This window comes from Brevundimonas sp. A19_0 (assembly GCF_017744255.1).
In the GTDB taxonomy this organism is placed as follows: Bacteria; Pseudomonadota; Alphaproteobacteria; order Caulobacterales; family Caulobacteraceae; genus Brevundimonas.
In genome coordinates, this window is the sequence record NZ_JAGHQP010000008.1 from 55,799 (window position 1) to 73,040 (window position 17,242).

Sequence of the window (17,242 nt, forward strand, 5' to 3'; positions counted from 1 at the left end):
AGGTCGACCGGGGGGATTGCACCGGTTTACGCCCGAGCCGTAAACGAGGCCTTGACGTTCCCCGTCCTGTTCCGGAGCTGCCCATGACCCCCGCCCTGCCCGAGACCGATGCCAAACGCCGGGCGGATGCCTGGACGGCCCTTGAGGCGATCGCGCGGCGTGACCGCGATGTGCGGATCGAGACCCTGTTCGAGGCCGAGCCCGACCGGGTGGAGCGGCTGACGCTCGAGGCGGCCGGGCTGTGGCTGGACCTGTCGAAACAGGCCTTCACCCGCGAGGGACTGGAGGCCTGTCTGGCGCTGGCGGACGCCTGTGACGTGCCGGCCTGGAAACGGGCCCTGTTCGGCGGGGCGGCGGTCAATGACACCGAAGGGCGGGCGGTGCTGCATCCGGCCCTGCGGGCACCGGACGGCGCGCATTTCGAGGCGCTGGGCGAGCCGGTCTCGCGCGAGGTCGAGCAGGTGCGCGACCAGATGGTGGCCTTTGCCGAGGCGATCCGGTCGGGCGAGCATGCCGGGGCGACCGGCGCCCGCTTCCGCGCTGTGGTGCATGTCGGGATCGGGGGATCGGATCTGGGCCCGCGGCTGGTGTGGGATGCGCTGCGGCCGGTCGATCCCGAGGTGGACGTTCGGTTCGTGGCCAATATCGACCCGCGCGAGATGGCCGAGGCGCTGAGCGGACTGGATCCGGCCTCGACGCTCGTCATCGTGGTCTCCAAGACCTTCACCACCCAGGAGACCCTGGCCAATGCGGCGCTGGCGCGCGACTGGCTGGCCGCTGCCCTGCCCGCCGAGGGGCTGCGGCGCCATCTGGTGGGGGTGTCGGCGGCGCCGGACCGGGCCGAGGCCTTTGGTTGTGGCCGGGTGTTCGGTTTTTCGGACTGGGTCGGCGGGCGCTATTCCCTGTGGTCGGCCGTCAGCCTGTCATGCGTGATCGGCCTGGGCGGAGAGGCTTTCCGGGACCTGCTGGCCGGGGCGGCGGACATGGACCGGCACACGCTGGAGACCCCGCCGGGCTGGAATGCGCCCGTGCTGATGGCGCTGGCCGAGATCTATAATGTCGAGGGGCTGGAGCGGCGCGCCCGCACCGTGGCCCCCTATGCCCACGGCCTGCGTCGCCTGCCGGCCTTTCTGCAGCAGCTGGAGATGGAGTCGAACGGCAAGGGCGTGGTCCGCGACGGTCAGGCCGTGGCGCACGGCACGGGGCCCGTGGTGTTCGGGGAGCCCGGCACCAATGGCCAGCACGCCTTTTTCCAGCAGCTGCATCAGGGCCCGGAGGCGGTGCCCGCCGACTTTATCGTCGTCCGCGAGACGATGCCCGGGGTGGACGGCGCCCCCCTGTGGTCCAATGCCCTGGCGCAGGCCGAGGCCCTGATGCGGGGGCGGAACACCGCCGAGGCGCGCGAGGGGATGATCGCCGACGGGCTGGATCCGGCCGAGGCCGACCGTCTGGCCCCGCACCGGACCTTCCCCGGCAACCGGCCCTCGACCACGGTGGTGATGGATCGCTTGACGCCGCACGCGCTGGGGGCGCTGCTGGCCCTCTATGAGCACAAGACGTTCGTCGAGGGCGTCATCTGGAACATCAACAGCTTTGACCAGTGGGGCGTCGAGCTGGGCAAGGTGATGGCGAAGCGGGTGCTGGCGGCGGCCCACGAAAAACGGGCCCCACAGATGTGGGACCCGTCAACGCGATCTCTGTTCGACCGGCTGGCCTGACGCCTACCAGCGGCGGTCGTAGCGATAGTCGCGGCGGTCGTCGCGGCGATCCCGACGATCGTACCGGCGGTCGTAGCGACGGTCATAGCGATCATCGCGGCGATCCCGACCGTAGTAGTTCCGGTCGCGGCTGTTGATGCCGTGCTCGCGCTCCCAGTGGCCGCGGTTCCGGTAGCAGCGCCCGTCGCGATAGTAGTCGCAGTTGTCGCCACGGTTGGCCGTGGCGCCGATGGCTGCACCGGCCACGGCTCCGCCGAGGATGTATTCGCCGTCACCATTGCCGATCAGGGCGCCCGCCACGGCGCCGACGGCGGCGCCGATCAGCACATCTTCGGTGCTGGAGGACCGGTCGCGGTCCGGATAGCGGTCATAGCGATAGGACTGGGCCGCCGCCGGATCGGCCGCCATCAGGCCGGTCGCCACGGTCGCGGCGGCGATCAGGCCGGCGAGGACCGCCGGGCGTGCGGTCGGCGCGGGGCGGGCCACGGCACGGGCATGGATCTGGCTTTCGGAGCGGTTCATGGGGTGTCCCTTTCCTGAAGGTGGCGTGAAGCTCATGAGGCCATACTGGGGGCGCGGGCCTGAACCCGCCGGGAGGGGACCGTTCATCCGCCGTTCATCCGGTCAGATTCCGTCAAGGCGCACGCCCTTGTATGAAAGCGGTGTTCGGCGCACCTTGCCGCCGATGATCGCGCGCGCCGCCCCTCTTCGTCGAAGTCTGGCCCATCTGCTGCTGGCAGCGGGGACCCTGCTGGTCGCGCTGCTGCTGGCCCAGGCGGCGATGGCGCAGGATCGACCGCCACCGCCCCCACCCCCTCCGCCGCCACCCCCGCCGACCGATGTCCGGGTCTCCACGCCCGACGCGCTGGCCCGACAGACGCTGGAGGCGGCCGCGGCCGCACGCGACGCCGGGGATGTCGCCGCGGCCGAGGCGGGCTTTGTCTCGGCCGCCGAGGCCTTTGCCCGACTGGACCAGCCGGTCGAGGCGTCGAACGCCTGGATCGATGTGGCGCGGCTGAGGCTGGCGGATGGCCGGGTCGAGGGTGCGGGCGAGGCCCTGACACAGGCCGTCCGGGTGATCGAGGACGCTCGGGGACCGGAGGATCCGGCGCTGGTCCTGCCGCTGCAGATTCAGGGGAAGCTCTATTACATCCAGGGGCGCTATGAGGCGGCGCTGACCAATATCGCCCGGGCGCGGGCCCTGCTGGCCGACCATGGCGACGGGGTGGTGGTGGCTGAGCTGCTGTTCGAGGAAGGCCGGGCGCTGGACGCGCTGGGGCGGTTCGCGGAGGCCGAGACGGCCGCGCGGCTGGGACTGGGCCTGAGGCTGGACCTGCTGGGCCCCGATGATCCGTTCACCGCGGATACGATGAACCAGCTGGCCAATGCCCTGATGGCCCAGGGCCGGTTCGCCGAGGCCGAGCCGATCTTCCGCCGGGCCCTGTCGGTCTATGAGGTGGCCTATGGGCGCGACAGCGACACGGTGGCGCTGGTGCTCAGCAATCTCGGCAATGTGCTGCGCCGGACGGGCCGGATGGAGCAGGCCGAGGCCGCCTATGCCCGGGCGGTGGGCATTGCCGAAGGGGTGGGCGACCCCTTCCTGCTCGCCCAGCTGCTGAACAATTTCGGCTGGTATCTGCATATGGCGGACCGCGATGTGGAGGCCCAGCCGGTGTTCGAGCGGGTGCTGGCCATGGCGCTGGAGCTGGCCGGGCCCGAGCATCCCTTTACCGGCATTGCGCGGGCCAATCTGGCGATCACCCTGTCGGGGCAGGGGCGTCATGCCGAGGCCCTGCCGCTGTTCAGCGAGGCGCTGGCGGTGCTGGAGCCGGGCCTGGGCGCCGACAGTCCCGATCTGGTCACGACGCTGGAGGGGCGGGCGCTGGCGCTGGCGGAAACCGGGGACGACGGGGTGGCCGAGGGTCTGTACCGCCGCGCGCAGGCCATCGTGGCCGCGCGCCTCGCGCCCGGCCATCCCGAGGCGACGCGTCTGGCCGGCACCATGGCGGGCTTCCTGACCGACCGGGACCGGCCGGCCGAGGCCCTGGCCGTGTTGCGACCGGCGCGGCGGGATCTGTTCGCCCGCAACGGCATGGTGCTGGAGGGGCGTGACCCCCTGCGCCGCGCCGCGCCCCTGTTCGCCCAGCAGGTCCGGGCCAGCTGGGACCTCGCAGAAACCCTGCAGACCCCCTGACAATTTTCGCAGCCTGACCGGGCCGGACCCTTGACGGGCCGGGGGTCGCGACCCTACGTGCAGGCCGCATTAGCACTCTCGACCTGTGGCTGCCAAAGCCGGGGCGGGGGACCATTCCAAAGGGAGATACACACAGATGGCGTTTCGTCCTCTCGGCGACCGCGTGCTGGTCAAGCGCGTGGAAGAAGAATCCAAGACCAAGGGCGGGATCATCATCCCCGACACCGCCAAGGAAAAGCCCCAGGAGGGCGAGGTCGTCTCCGTCGGGCCCGGCGCCCGTGACGACAGCGGCAAGGTCAACGCCCTGGAGCTGAAGGCCGGCGACCGGATCCTGTTCGGCAAGTGGTCGGGCACCGAGGTCAAGATCGACGGTGAAGACCTGATCATCATGAAGGAATCGGACGTCCTGGGCGTGCTTTCCTGAGCACCCGGCGCCTGATTTCACCCTCACAAACAGATAGATAGGGAGCTGCCGCACATGGCCGCCAAAATCGTACAGTTCAACACCGACGCCCGCGACAAGATGCTGAAGGGCGTCAACGTCCTGGCCAATGCCGTCAAGGTCACCCTGGGGCCCAAGGGCCGCAATGTGGTCATCCAGAAGTCGTTCGGCGCCCCGCGCTCGACCAAGGACGGCGTCTCGGTCGCCAAGGAAATCGAGCTGGAAGACGCCTTCGAGAACATGGGCGCCCAGATGATCCGCGAGGTCGCCTCCAAGACCAACGACAAGGCCGGTGACGGCACCACCACCGCCACCGTGCTGGCCCAGTCGATCGTCCAGGAAGGCCTGAAGTCGGTCGCCGCCGGCATGAACCCGATGGATCTGAAGCGCGGCATCGACAAGGCCGTCGCCGCCGTGCTGGCCGAGGTCAAGTCCAACGCCAGGAAGGTCTCGGCCAACTCCGAAATCGCCCAGGTCGGCACCATCTCGGCCAACGGCGACCAGGAAGTCGGCGACATGATCGCCAAGGCCATGGAAAAGGTCGGCAACGAAGGCGTCATCACGGTTGAAGAAGCCAAGACCGCCGAAACCGAGCTGGACGTCGTCGAAGGCATGCAGTTCGACCGCGGCTACCTGTCGCCCTACTTCATCACCAATGCCGACAAGATGGAGGCCGACCTCGAGGAGCCGCTGATCCTGCTCCACGAGAAGAAGCTCTCCAGCCTGCAATCCATGCTGCCGATCCTGGAAGCCGTGGTGCAGTCGGGCCGTCCGCTGGTCATCATCGCCGAGGACATCGAGGGCGAGGCCCTGGCCACCCTGGTGGTCAACAAGCTGCGCGGCGGCCTGCGCGTCGCCGCCGTCAAGGCGCCGGGCTTCGGCGATCGCCGCAAGGCCATGCTGGAGGACATCGCTGTCCTGACCGGCGGCCAGGTGATCTCGGAAGACCTGGGCATCAAGCTGGAAAACGTCACCCTGGACATGCTGGGCAAGGCCAAGAAGGTCACCATCACCAAGGACGACACCACCATCGTCGACGGCGTGGGTGAAAAGGCCGCCATCGAGGCCCGCATCGCCCAGATCAAGCGCCAGATCGAGGACACCACCTCGGACTACGACAAGGAGAAGCTGCAGGAACGTCTGGCCAAGCTGGCCGGCGGCGTCGCGGTCATCCGCGTCGGCGGCTCGACCGAGGTCGAGGTCAAGGAGAAGAAGGACCGCGTCGACGACGCCCTGAACGCCACCCGCGCCGCGGTGGAAGAAGGTATCGTCCCCGGCGGCGGCATCGCCCTGCTCAAGGCCACCAAGGCGCTGGAAGGCCTGACCGGCGACAACGCCGACCAGACCGCCGGCATCGCCATCATCCGCCGCGCCATCCAGGCCCCGATCCGTCAGATCTCGGAAAACGCCGGGGTCGAAGGCTCGATCGTGGTCGGCAAGGTGCTGGAGAACAAGGACGCCTCGTTCGGCTTCAACGCCCAGACCGAGGAGTATGGTGACCTGGTGAAGATGGGCGTCATCGACCCCGCCAAGGTGGTCCGCACCGCCCTGCAGGACGCGGCCTCGGTCGCGGGCATCCTGATCACCACCGAAGCCGCCGTGGCGGACGCCCCCAAGAAGGCCTCGGCCGGCGGCGCCCCCGACATGGGCGGCATGGGCGGCATGGGCGGCATGGACTTTTAAGGAAGTCTGTCACCCGGCCAACGAGGGAGGCGCCTCAGCGCCTCCCGAGCCCGAGCCGGGACGTCCGGCCACTCAGGCTGAACAAGCAGAAGAGGCGCTCCGGGAGACCGGGGCGCCTTTTTTGTTGGGGGGTCATGGCTGACCCACTGCGTAACTTACCAGTCAAACCGTTCGTGCCGCTCTCGGTCGTTGTCTGCCTCCCACTTCCTGGTCGCCTCGACTTCGTCGCGAAGTTTCGGAATAGCAGCTTGTACCCAATCCCGAATTCGTTGGTCCGGATCATCGGCGAGCGCTAATATTAGAGCTTCGCGACGGGAAAGAATTTCCGCGAGCGATCCGCTCCAACTCGATGGCCGGAAGTTCTCCTCAAACTCTTTGAGAACAACAACCGGGTTAGGTGCTTCATGGATTAAACGCAGTGCGGTCGGCGTCCATTTCAATCCTCTAGTCTCGTCCTCATCCTCGGGCGCGATGTCGCGGATCAAATCGCTCTTCGTGCCCGTCCAGCCAAGAACGGATGCTGCGAGTGCCGGGAAGCGCGTCTCAGGCCTTTCAAGCGCCCAACCGAGTAGTTCATCATCTGCGATCTTCCGAAGCGGGCAAGGGCGGCTCTCCCGAAAGTGTCCGAAAAGTCCACGACGCGACCCTGCTTCGGCTTCATCCGGCTCGAAAGCTGCTTCCAAAACCACTCGTGGAAAACTGGCGGCCAGCTCGGTCACGACTTCGCTGAAGTCCCACGGGGCCACCTTCCATTCACCAATCGCAGCTAGGAGACGCTGGCAAATTCCCCTAGCAAGTTCGGTATCTTCCGGATTGCGGAGACAGAGCCGCACGACTTCCGCCAACATGTGGGGTTCCCGGTTCTTTTTATCGTCGAACATAGCTTCCGGAAGCAGAAGCCGCGCGACGTCTCGCTCAACCTCTGAGACAGGCTTCTTGTCCGATCCCAAAGAAAACAGTCGCATGTACAGAATCTGGATCGCTACGCCGAAGCCGTCTTCCTTGGCCGCGATCGACGCCATAAGTTTCTTGAAGTCCTCTCCTTCCAAGTCGTCCGTTGCCCGCCCGCCGATCAGAACACCCAAGTTTCCCGCGGGAAGGGCAGGCGACTGCACGACGGCAATCAGGCGCTCGGTTCCTGCCTTGTCCAAGCCCACACTCAGTTGCATTTGAGGCAGGAATGGATGCCATTCAGGCTTCGCGAGCGCGGCATCGAGCAGCTTGCTGGCGTGATCGCGATCACGCTCAGATAGCCCTAGCAGGAACCCGCTAGGGACGTTGTATATCGTGGTGTTCCGCTCAGCTGAGAGCACGGCGTCTTCGATGATTTTCCAAGCAGTGCCGGCGTCAGAGGTCTGCTTCCCGACCGCCTTGGCAAGCGTGAAGACCCTGTCGGAGTTTGACGCTAGCAAATCCGGGATGTGCAACCGAAGGGCTCCCAAGTCTCGGGCCAGCTCAGCACCAATGCCTTCGCAAACTTCTTCGATTTTCCTTTGAGCTCTTCCGTATCGCTTCTCGTCTTCGATATCGATGTCGGCGACGTCGAATGCGCTCCATCGCGCGGGCAACACATAGGTTGCTATCCGATGCGCTAGCGATCCTGGCGCAACCTTCGACTCCAAAGCACTGAGCTTACGCACGCTCTCGGAAATCTCGGCCTTCTTGGCTTGGCGCAAAGCGCGGCAGACACCCGCCCATCCTTCAGGCCATCCACCATCGCTCACGAACCGCTCCGCAAGTGCGATCAGGTCATCGAGCCGCACACGCGGCGCGAGGTAGCTGAACTGGGCAGCCACCATCGAGCGAACTGGAGTTCTCATCGCCGGAAGAGCCGCAAGGTCGCCCGCCAGCAAAAAGGTTTCCGCGTACCAATCCCATTGCTCTCCATAGGTGCGAGGGTGGAAACCGTAGTCTCGCTTGCGCGTACCGAATTCAAATCCGTAGCTGGATGAGAAGTGGGAGCACTCGAGCATGGCATCCAGCCCTGCCAACACGAGAGCTTGGTCTGAATCTGCCCCCGAGGAGGCTAGCTTCCGGAGAAGATCCGCTCTCTGCTTCGGAGCAGCGTGGGTTCCTGATAGATGAATGTGGAACAGCGATTTAAAGACATTTACTGCGTCGCTCATGTTGTTCGACTGTGTTTTCGATCGGGCGAACTCGGCAATCAATCTTGTTGCCTCGTCGAACAGCGCGGGTTCGTAGGCTAGCGAACGAAGAAGGCGAACCAACGCGCTGGCGTTCGGATTGTTTTCAACAACCCCCGTGCTGCTCGCTGTGGCCCGCTGAATTGCATTCAGCGCAGCTTCCGGATGAACGGGCGCGACATTATCAAGGATGACCATCCCCAGCGGATTAAGGCTCTCCACTTCCGCGATCATTCCTCCACTTGCGAGCCATTCGCCCACAATTTTTTGTGCATGGGCGCTGTCGTGTAGGCATCCCAAGCGGCGCGAGAACGACTTCAGAAGGCGCTCGGGCGCAGCCTCCACAAACGTCTGTATATCCCCGGGAGGCAGGTCTTCCAGCGCGAGGTTCGCGAGCCGATGCGCCAGCGCATGAGGGAGCAGCGCTCGCCATCGCGCGCGGACCTGTACGAGCTGTCGCCTCTTCAGCTCAGCAACGTGACCATGGAACTCTGAGACAGATTGGCCGGCCAACGCCGCTAGCAGTGGCAGCTCAGTTTTATCACCCTCGCTTGTTTCGACATCGAATGAATAGACAAGGGAGCAGATCTTCGCCCCCCGAAGTAGTGCGGGGTCATCTTCGTTTTTCTGCCGAAACAGCCGATTAAAGAGCTCCGAGTCTCTAAGGTTCGCAAGCGACTGTCCACTCCTCGAGGTATTCGCCAGAGCCAAGGCAATCCTGAAGTTTCCTTCAGAGAAATCAGCTATTGTCCGGATCTCCGGGTTTGTGAGGGTTGGATGCCTCAAATTCAAAATTCTTTCGATTACGTCTTTGGATGCAGGCTCGAGCATGAACACATCAGTGTTCTCGACGTCATCGTCACTAATGTCGTATTCTACTGTTATCAGGCTTATTAAATTGCTAGCCGACAAACGGGTGGCAAGATTGCGATGAAGTTCAATACCGCAGTTATCAACAATGAAGATACATCTCTGCCCGTTAGATTGAAGCCTGCTCAGGAGTTCTCCTGGTACGGGGTCAGGATTGTCCCCCATGTCAGTGTAGACTGCGAGATGTCTGTCTAGTGGCGCCGCACCTACCCGATCATCGAATAGGGCTTGGACTAGCCGTGTCTTTCCGACTCCGGACAGGCCCACCAAACGTACTACGCCTTTGGGTTCGCTCAGTATCGAACGGAGCCGATTGATTCCCTCTTCGGCCGTCAGTCCGTCGCCGGTTTGGTGTGGGTCAACAAGGCGAACACCTTCATCCAATAGGTACTGCCCGTCTTCATTCTCCGGAGAGCTGGACCAGTCCTGAAACGGTCTCCATCCGGAAAGGGGCTGGCCCACTCTCTCCCGAACCCATGGAATGATACCGGGGTGTTGGTTCGTCCAAGTGGCTAAGCGTCGCTTGTCGTAAAAATCGAGGAAAATCGGCTTGGCGTCTGGTTCGTTTGCGATAGCCTCCGCCATCGCCTTTCTCCGATTTTCCAGGCTTGAATCGGAGACCGACCCCTTCGAGCTGACAATTATATACGCCCCTCCACTCCTGCCGAGGTCACGAATGCTCTCTCGAAGTTCGCCCTTGGGCCGCATCTCGCTCTTGATCGCCGCCGCGCTAAAGTCCTCCGCCTTTGCTTGATACCCAGTGGAAAGCCGCGGGACAAAACCCTTGATCCTTCCGCTCGCTAACGCCACACGAACGTCGATACCACCATCCTTCGCGAGTTGGTGGCCACCGTACGTCACCGCAGCCGCCGAATGCCCGGCAGCCACGACCTCCCGCTCGGCGAGATGACCTATGAGCGTGCGAAGGTCGACGTCGTTAAGCGCCTGGATATGCGCGGGGGTAACCTCGAAAATCATCTGCGATGCCGATCGAATTCAAGAAGCCGATTCCTTCATCGACTATCGCCCCGGCCCTTTCAAACAGGCTATTCGATTCGCCTGCTGAGCCGGCGAATTCCGACAGCGGGGTAGCTGGGCATGTCGGACGCGCGGGCGCGCCGACGCTTTGGGAGGGGTGGTGCGTGTGGAAAGAGCCCCTCCACCCTGCTTCGCCAAGGCTACGCAGGGTCCCCCTCCCCACGCGTGGGGAGGAGACGTAAGGTGGCTCTTGACCGCACCCGTGGCCTCATTCATCGGGCGGCATGACCTATGTCTTGCCTGTCGATCCGGAGCGGTATGCGGCCTTTCTGGGGGTGATGGCGGTGCTGGCGGTGACGCCGGGGCCGGCCAATCTGTTCTCGATCGCCAATGGCATGGCGCGGGGGAAGCGGGCCGTGGTGGTCGGGGTGCTGGGCATGAGTCTGGCGACCCTGGTGTGGTTCACGGCGGCGGCGCTGGGGCTGGGGGCGCTGGTGCTGGCCTTTCCCGAGGCGTTCCGGCTGATCGCCGTGGGCGGGGCGCTGTATGTCGCCTGGCTGGGCGGCAAGGCGCTGTGGGCGGCGGTGCGCGGGGCGGTGCCGGGGAGGCCCGAGCGGCCGAGCCTGACGCTGGGGCGCAGTGCGTTTTTCGACGGTTTCATGGTGCAGTTGGCCAATCCCAAGGCGGTGCTGTTCTTTACCGCCGTGCTGCCGCCGTTTCTGGATCTGGGGCGGCCGCTGGGGCCGCAGCTGGCGCTGTTCGCGCTGGCGACCGTCGGCATGGATATGATCACCATGAATGCCTATGGCCTGGGCGGGGCGGCGCTGGCGCGGCGGATGACGGCGCCGGGGTTCCGGCGCGGGTTCGATGCGGCCGTGGGGGGGCTGTTGCTGCTGGCGGCGGTGCTGATCGGCCTTCGGGTCTGAGGCGGAACCGGGGGCGTTCAGCCTTCGTTCAGGTGAAAAGGCCCTGGCTGGGGACAGCCAAGCTCTTGTTTCGGGCGGCGGGTGAGCGCACCTGTTGTCCCGGACGCCCCTCGCTTTCGGAGATGACCATGACCCTTCGTTCGACTCTTCGTCGCCCCGCGCTGTTCGCGGTGGCGGCCAGCGCCCTGGCCCTGACGGTCGCGGCCTGTGCGACGCCGACCGCCTATGGACCCATGCAGCCCGGTCGCTCGGGCGGCTATGCCGAGCAGCGGCTGGAGGCCAACCGCTTCCGCGTGGCCTTTGCCGGCAACTCCGTGACCTCGCGCGAGCAGGTCGAAATGTCGCTGCTGCTGCGCGCCGCCGAGCTGACGGTGCAGGAGGGCTATGACTGGTTCGCCACGGTGGACCGGGCGACCGACCGCGACACCCGCTATGTCGGGACGCGCGACCCCTTCTATGACCGGTATTATCGCGGCTGGAGCCCCTACTGGCGCTTCTACCGGGGCGGGGCGTGGAGCCGCTACGACCCGTTCTGGGACGATGTGAACGTGCGCCAGATCGACCGCTTCGAGGCGACGTCCGAGATCATCATGGGCCGGGGGCCGAAGCCCGCCGGTGACCCCAATGCCTTTGACGCGCGCGACGTGATCGCCAACCTGGCTCCGCGCATCGCGCGCTAGGGCCAGTTGAGGACGCCCCGGCCGGGTCAGCCCAGCCGGGGTGTTTTCAGGCGCCGCTTGTTGGCGTGGGTCTCGGGCGCCGAGCCCAGATCCTCGGGGATCTCGCCCTTGAAGTAATAGCGCTGCCAGGCCTCCTTGGCGGCCTCGGGATCGCCCTTGGCCAGACGCTGGTTGAAGTCGGTGCGCTGGCGGTTCCAGGCCTCGAACTGGTCCTTCATGCCCGGATTGGACTCCAGCGACCGGATCACCGGCTGGAACTGCTCGACCTTGCGCGCCTCGATCAGGGTGATGAAGCAGAAGGGCTCGCCGCGCTCGAACTTGACCGTGCAGGGGCGGGTGAAGATCCAGTTCATCGTGAAGGGGAAGGGCAGCCAGTCGGTCTCGATCAGGCCGGTCAGGGGCTGGATGCCGTCCTTGACGTGATTGGGCGCGCCGGTCGCCATCATCTGCCAGCCCGGCGGAGTCCGGAACAGATATTGCGGATGCATTGTGATCACCCCGCGCGAGAAGTGCGAGGTGACGAAGTGGCTGAGGTCGGTGTTCACCCGGTCGGTGCGGATGCGGATATCTTCCTGACGCGGGCCACCGTTCCACTCGGCCGTGAAGTCGACCGGGCACAGGATCTCCCAGCCCGTCGTATTGGCCATGTTGAGCGGCAGGCAGCGATAGGGGTGGCGGCTGGCGAAGGCGTCCATCCAGGCGCGCGACTGGCGCCCCGGGACCATGTCCGGCGGCCGGGCCGTCATGGGATAGCACTCCAGTTCCACCTTGGACCCTCCGGTTCGGCATCGGTTCAGACCCCACCTCTATCCGGTGGCCCCGCGCGCGGTCAAAACCTATGATCGGGGGATGAGCGCTATGCCCACCCCGCCCCTCGACCGCGACGGCCTGCTGGACTGGATGACCGGCCATGGTCTTCGGCCGCAGACTCACGATCATCCGCCGGTGTTCCGGGTGGAGCAGGGCCATGCGATCAAGGCCGCCCTGCCCGGCGCCCACACCAAGAACCTGTTCCTGAAGGGACGGGGCGACCGGCTGTGGCTGGTCAGTGCGCGGCAGGACACGACCATCGACCTGAAGAAGCTGGCAAAGCGGCTGGGCTCTGACCGGCTGTCGTTCGGCTCCGAGGCCGCCATGGTCGAGACCCTGGGGGTGACGCCCGGCTCGGTCACGGCCTTTGGCCTGATCAATGATGTCGAGCGGCGGGTGCAGTTCGTGCTGGACCGGGCGCTGTGGACCGCGGCGGTCGTCAACTTTCACCCCCTGACCAATACGGCGACCACCGCCCTGGGCCAGGGCGATTTCCGGCGATTTCTGGCCCTGCTGGAACGGACGCCGGTGGTGGTCGATTTCACAGGGGAAGACGGCCCTGCGATCCTTGACCCGGTTGCTGATCCCGTGCCCGATGACCATGTGGCGTCAGACGCCCCGACCCATTCCGAGGAACCCTGAATGTCCCTGATCGACCCCGGCCAGCCGAACAGCAATGCCAGCCCCGAAGACCTGATCGTCGACGGCTCGGACGCGCAGTTCATGAAACAGGTGGTCGAGGCCTCGATGAGCCGGCCCATCCTGGTGGACTTCTGGGCCAGCTGGTGCGGCCCCTGCCGGCAGCTGACGCCCATGCTGGAAAAGGCGGTCAAGGCCGCCGGCGGCGCCATCGGCCTGGTCAAGATCGATATCGACAAGAACCCGGCCTATGCCCAGCAACTGCGCGTGCAGTCGATTCCGACCGTCTATGCCTTCGTGGACGGGCGACCGGTCGACGCCTTTCAGGGGGCGGTGCCGGAAAGCCAGCTGAAGGCCTTCATCGACAAGCTGACCGGCGGCAAGAGCGGCAATTCCGACGTCGAACAACTGCTGGCGCTGGGCAAGGAGTCCCTGTCGCTGGACGATCTGGGCGGGGCGGCCCAGGCCTTTGCCCAGGTGCTGACGCTGGACCCCGACAACCCCAAGGCCATCGCCGGCATGGCGCGGGTCTATCTGGCCGACGGCGACCGGGAGCAGGCGCTGCAGACGATCGCCATGGTCGGGCCGAATTCGACCGACCCCGATGTCCAGAGCGTGAGGGCCCAGCTGTCGCTGGGCGCGGCTCCGGTCGCGGACGACAGCGAGATCAATGCCCTGAAGGACCGGCTGTCGGCCGATCCGGGCGATCATCAGGCGCGCTTTGACCTGGCCGGGCTGATGGCCGCGCGCGGCGATCTGGCCGGGGCGGTCGATGCCCTGCTCGAGATCGTGCGCGCCGACCGTGAATGGAACGATCAGGCGGCGCGCAAGCAGCTGCTGACCGTGTTCGAGGCGGCGGGGCTGAACTCTGACGTGGCGAAGGACGGGCGGCGTCGCCTGTCGTCGCTGCTGTTCGCCTAGGGCCGGCGCGGTGGCCCAGGGCATCGTCAAGGTGACCGACCTGCCCCAGGTCATCCCCGTCTTTCCGCTGGACGGGGCGGTGCTGCTGGCGCGCGGTCAGCTGCCGCTCAACATCTTCGAGCCGCGCTATTTGAACATGATCGACGACGCCATGGCGGGCGATCGCATCATCGGCATGGTCCAGACCACCGGCGGCCCCCTCGACCGGCCGCATCTGGCCCCGGTGGGATGTGCCGGTCGGATCACCAGCTTCGCCGAGACTCCCGACGGCCGCTATATGATCACCCTCACCGGGCTGTGCCGGTTCGCCTCGGTCGAGGAGATCGACGCGCGGGCACCCTACCGGCAGGTGCGCGCCGATTTTCAGGCCTATGCCGCCGATCTGGTTCCCGCGCCGTCCAGTGCAGAGATCGGCCGTCCCGGTCTGCTGGAGGCGCTGGGCCGGTTCCTGGATCACCGGGGTCTCGACATCGACTGGGATACGGCGCGTGAAGCGCCGGCCGAGGCCCTGGTCAACAGCCTGTGCATGGCCCTGCCGTTCGAGGTGGCCGAAAAACAGGCCCTGATCGAAGCGAAGGATCTGGGCACGCGGGCGCAGGCCCTGACCGCGCTGCTGGACATCAATGCCGCCGACAGCGGGGACGAGGACGATCCGCCCCCGATGCAATAGGCCGCATGCCGCTGGACGCCCGCGCGGCGGCTTCTATGATTGCGGCATGAGCGACAGTTTCAACACCCCCTCGACCGTGGACCCGCGCCTGCTGGAGGTGCTGGTCTGTCCCGTGACGCGCGGCACGCTCAGCTATGACCGGGCGCGACAGGAGCTGGTGTCCAAGGGGGCCAAACTGGCCTTTCCAATCCGCGACGGTGTGCCGATCCTGCTGGTCGGCGAAGCGCGACAGCTGGATTAGGGTGTGTACCCATAAAATCGCCGACGCTACGGGTCCGCTTACAAGCGGCAAATCAATGTCCGCTTTCGACTCAAAGGGGACGTTTGGAGGTCAGCTCGCCGCCTGCTCAGAGGGCCGGATTCCGTCTGAGGTGGATGGGATTTGGTCGCAACTGGGAATCCCGTTGAGGATGGGAGCAAGGGGTTGCATTCGTAAAGGTTGACACGTCACGCCACGCCGTGGCGACTCCTTGGGTAGGATGAAGGAGGAGAGCCTGGCCATGACGTCCTCACGTTTCCTGATCGGCGGACTATTCGCTCCCGCCGTTCTCCTTCTCGTCGCGGCCTGTGCGTCAACACCCTCCGGGGACGATGCCGATGCGTATGTCGGGATGACGATCGATGTCGATCGCATGACGGTCACGACGCCAAGGTGGAGTTCAGGCCTCATCGACTGTTCAGACGATGCCGTTCAATGCCTTGAGGCCCCGGGGCGCTTCCTTGTTTCGATGCAACGTACTTGCGATAGAAGCGCCGAATGGCTGGCGGGCGGTCAGCGCTATCGGGCTATCGGAATAATGCCCCACTACGGGCTCCCGTCGGCCAGCTACATGTCGATGAAATATCCGCATGTGCACTGGTATTTCTGGGTGGGGCCGGGCTATTCGCGCTGGGCACGAACCGCCGGAACGCCGGGTGATAGCTCTTGGGACACCAATGAAACTATCGAGGAGTACCCGGTACGCATTATTGGATCGAATGACTGGTTCCGCTGCGGTCAAGCCTCCTGACGCCGTTACCCGCCGCGTGCTCTCAACTGGCTTGTGGAGAATGGCGAATGCGCCCGGCTCGTGGAACAAGCGATCACTCTGCTCGGACTCACATCAGTCGTGGTGCGGATCAGCTATAAGGGCGAATGAGCACCCTGATTGATTCTGTCCGCTTCCCACCCATAGCGGACAGTCCGCGAGTCCGCTTTTCGGAGGGCGTCGCGCGTCGCTCATGAGTACACGATCTAGACTGCCTCACCCCTGAGGAGCTTCGGCAGGTCGCCGGTGGCGCCGCCGGCTTCGTGCATGAAGGCGCGGCGCAGGGGGGCGATGCGGTTGACCGCGGCCATGCCGAGGTCGCGGACCGCGCGGACGGGCGCAATGTCGTTCGAGAACAGCTTCACAAAGGCGTCGAAGGCCAGGGTCAGCGCCACGGTGTCGAAGCGCCGCCACTGGGCATAGCGCTCCAGCACCGGCTCGGCGCCGATGTCCTCGCCCAGCAGGCGGGCATCGGCCAGCACCTCGGCGAGGGCGGCCACATCCTTCAGCCCCATGTTCAGCCCCTGCCCGGCGACCGGGTGGACGCCGTGGGCGGCATCGCCGATCAGGGCCACGCGCGGCGCGGTCATGGCGGTCGCGAGGCTGAGTTCCAGCGGATAGACGAAGCGCGGCCCCTCGGGCCGGACCTCGCCGAGGAAGTCGCCGAAGCGCCGCGTCAGATGGGCGAGGAAGGCCGGGTCCGAGGCGCTGCGCAGGGCCTCGGCCGCGCGGGTCGGCTCGGTCCAGACCAGACTGGCGCGCTGGTCGGTCAGCGGCAGGATGGCGAACGGTCCGCCGGGCAGGAAATATTCGTGGGCCACATTGCCGTGGGGCTCGGCCATACGGACCGTCGCGACCACTCCGCTCTGGCCATAGGGCTGACGGATGATGCCGATTCCGGCGGCGTCCCGCACCACCGACCGCCGACCCTCGGCCCCGACCACCAGCGAGGCCCGCACGCGCACGCCGTCCGAGAGGGTCACGGCGGAGCGGCCGATGCCGGTCTCGACCGCCGTCACCCCGACCGGGGCGCGCACGGTCACATCGGTCTCGCCCAGCGCCCGCGCGAGCGCCACGCGCAGACGGCGGTTCTCGATCATATAGCCGAGCGGTTCGCCCCCGGTGGAAGCGCCGATCTCGTCCGCGTCGAACCTGAGGAAGGCCGAGGACGGGGCGTGCGCCGCCGCCCCCGGGCGCCGTCCGTCGGTCACCAGAATCCGGTCCATCCGGCAGGCATGCGGGGCCAGATCCTCGCCCAGCCCGAGCGTGTGAAGCATGCGGTAGGTGGAAAAGGCGATGGCGGTCGAGCGGCCGTCGAAGGTGGGCGCCAGCTGGGCCTCGAACGGCTGGGGATCGACCACCGTCACCTCGAGCCCGGCCCGATGGAGGGCCAGGGCCAGGCTGGCCCCGGCCAGGCCGCCGCCGGCGATCAGGACGTCCGTGTCTGTGGTCTCGCTCATGCCCCCTTGTCGCGCCGGGAGGGCCGTCCGTCCAGTGCGGCGAAAGGCCCTCGCAAAGGGGCGAGGTGGCCGGTGAGGT

15 protein-coding genes are annotated in these 17,242 nt (G+C 65.9%); 11 read left to right on the plus strand and 4 right to left on the minus strand.

Annotated elements, in window-relative coordinates:
• The first annotated feature begins 83 nt into the window (after positions 1 to 83).
• Complete coding sequence (pgi, locus tag J7346_RS09175; RefSeq protein ID WP_209119611.1) at positions 84 to 1,718, plus strand: glucose-6-phosphate isomerase; 1,635 nt, start codon at positions 84 to 86, stop codon at positions 1,716 to 1,718.
• A gap of 3 nt (positions 1,719 to 1,721) precedes the next feature.
• Here pgi and J7346_RS09180 read toward each other — a convergent pair whose 3' ends face one another.
• Positions 1,722 to 2,240 carry a hypothetical protein gene (locus tag J7346_RS09180; protein ID WP_245157762.1) on the minus strand — a complete coding sequence of 173 codons (519 nt, stop codon included), beginning with the start codon at positions 2,238 to 2,240 and terminating at the stop codon, positions 1,722 to 1,724.
• A 163-nt stretch (positions 2,241 to 2,403) separates the two neighbouring features.
• On the opposite strand from J7346_RS09180, the gene J7346_RS09185 reads away from it, so the two are divergent.
• The 3 genes from J7346_RS09185 (at position 2,404) to groL (ending at position 6,037) form a co-directional block, all read left to right on the plus strand.
• Positions 2,404 to 3,912 carry a tetratricopeptide repeat protein gene (locus J7346_RS09185; protein WP_209119612.1) on the plus strand — a complete coding sequence of 503 codons (1,509 nt, stop codon included), beginning with the start codon at positions 2,404 to 2,406 and terminating at the stop codon, positions 3,910 to 3,912.
• A gap of 136 nt (positions 3,913 to 4,048) precedes the next feature.
• Positions 4,049 to 4,336, plus strand: coding sequence for a co-chaperone GroES (gene groES, locus J7346_RS09190; protein WP_123288102.1), 288 nt, complete (start codon positions 4,049 to 4,051; stop codon positions 4,334 to 4,336).
• 54 nt (positions 4,337 to 4,390) lie between these two features.
• Positions 4,391 to 6,037: a chaperonin GroEL gene (groL, locus tag J7346_RS09195; RefSeq protein WP_209119613.1), complete on the plus strand. Its 1,647-nt coding sequence runs from the start codon at positions 4,391 to 4,393 to the stop codon at positions 6,035 to 6,037.
• A gap of 155 nt (positions 6,038 to 6,192) precedes the next feature.
• Here groL and J7346_RS09200 read toward each other — a convergent pair whose 3' ends face one another.
• Complete coding sequence (locus J7346_RS09200) at positions 6,193 to 10,029, minus strand: hypothetical protein (protein ID WP_209119614.1); 3,837 nt, start codon at positions 10,027 to 10,029, stop codon at positions 6,193 to 6,195.
• A gap of 284 nt (positions 10,030 to 10,313) precedes the next feature.
• Between J7346_RS09200 and J7346_RS09205 the strand changes: the two genes are divergently transcribed.
• Positions 10,314 to 10,955 (plus strand): LysE family translocator, encoded by a 642-nt coding sequence (locus J7346_RS09205; RefSeq protein ID WP_209119615.1) that lies wholly within the window; start codon positions 10,314 to 10,316, stop codon positions 10,953 to 10,955.
• 128 nt (positions 10,956 to 11,083) lie between these two features.
• The gene (locus tag J7346_RS09210; RefSeq protein WP_209119616.1) at positions 11,084 to 11,635 is read left to right on the plus strand and encodes a hypothetical protein; all 552 of its coding nucleotides are present in this window, start codon (positions 11,084 to 11,086) and stop codon (positions 11,633 to 11,635) included.
• Between the two features lie 26 nt (positions 11,636 to 11,661).
• Here the strand turns inward: J7346_RS09210 and J7346_RS09215 are convergent, their stop codons facing one another.
• A complete protein-coding gene (locus J7346_RS09215) occupies positions 11,662 to 12,402 on the minus strand; it encodes a DUF6065 family protein (RefSeq protein ID WP_209119617.1) in 741 nt (246 codons plus the stop codon).
• A 91-nt stretch (positions 12,403 to 12,493) separates the two neighbouring features.
• Between J7346_RS09215 and J7346_RS09220 the strand changes: the two genes are divergently transcribed.
• The 5 genes from J7346_RS09220 (at position 12,494) to J7346_RS09240 (ending at position 15,685) form a co-directional block, all read left to right on the plus strand.
• Positions 12,494 to 13,087 (plus strand): prolyl-tRNA synthetase associated domain-containing protein, encoded by a 594-nt coding sequence (locus J7346_RS09220; protein WP_209119618.1) that lies wholly within the window; start codon positions 12,494 to 12,496, stop codon positions 13,085 to 13,087.
• Positions 13,088 to 14,005 carry a co-chaperone YbbN gene (locus J7346_RS09225; protein ID WP_209119619.1) on the plus strand — a complete coding sequence of 306 codons (918 nt, stop codon included), beginning with the start codon at positions 13,088 to 13,090 and terminating at the stop codon, positions 14,003 to 14,005.
• A 10-nt stretch (positions 14,006 to 14,015) separates the two neighbouring features.
• Positions 14,016 to 14,675: an LON peptidase substrate-binding domain-containing protein gene (locus tag J7346_RS09230; RefSeq protein WP_209119620.1), complete on the plus strand. Its 660-nt coding sequence runs from the start codon at positions 14,016 to 14,018 to the stop codon at positions 14,673 to 14,675.
• A 46-nt stretch (positions 14,676 to 14,721) separates the two neighbouring features.
• Positions 14,722 to 14,916, plus strand: coding sequence for a Trm112 family protein (locus tag J7346_RS09235; protein WP_209119621.1), 195 nt, complete (start codon positions 14,722 to 14,724; stop codon positions 14,914 to 14,916).
• A 259-nt stretch (positions 14,917 to 15,175) separates the two neighbouring features.
• Entirely contained in the window at positions 15,176 to 15,685 is a 510-nt protein-coding gene (locus tag J7346_RS09240) for a hypothetical protein (protein WP_209119622.1), read from the plus strand.
• Between the two features lie 224 nt (positions 15,686 to 15,909).
• On the opposite strand, the gene J7346_RS09245 is transcribed toward J7346_RS09240, so the two are convergent.
• Positions 15,910 to 17,163, minus strand: a complete 1,254-nt coding sequence (locus J7346_RS09245) for a UbiH/UbiF/VisC/COQ6 family ubiquinone biosynthesis hydroxylase (RefSeq protein ID WP_209119623.1) — start codon at positions 17,161 to 17,163, stop codon at positions 15,910 to 15,912.
• Between the last annotated feature and the right edge of the window lie 79 nt (positions 17,164 to 17,242).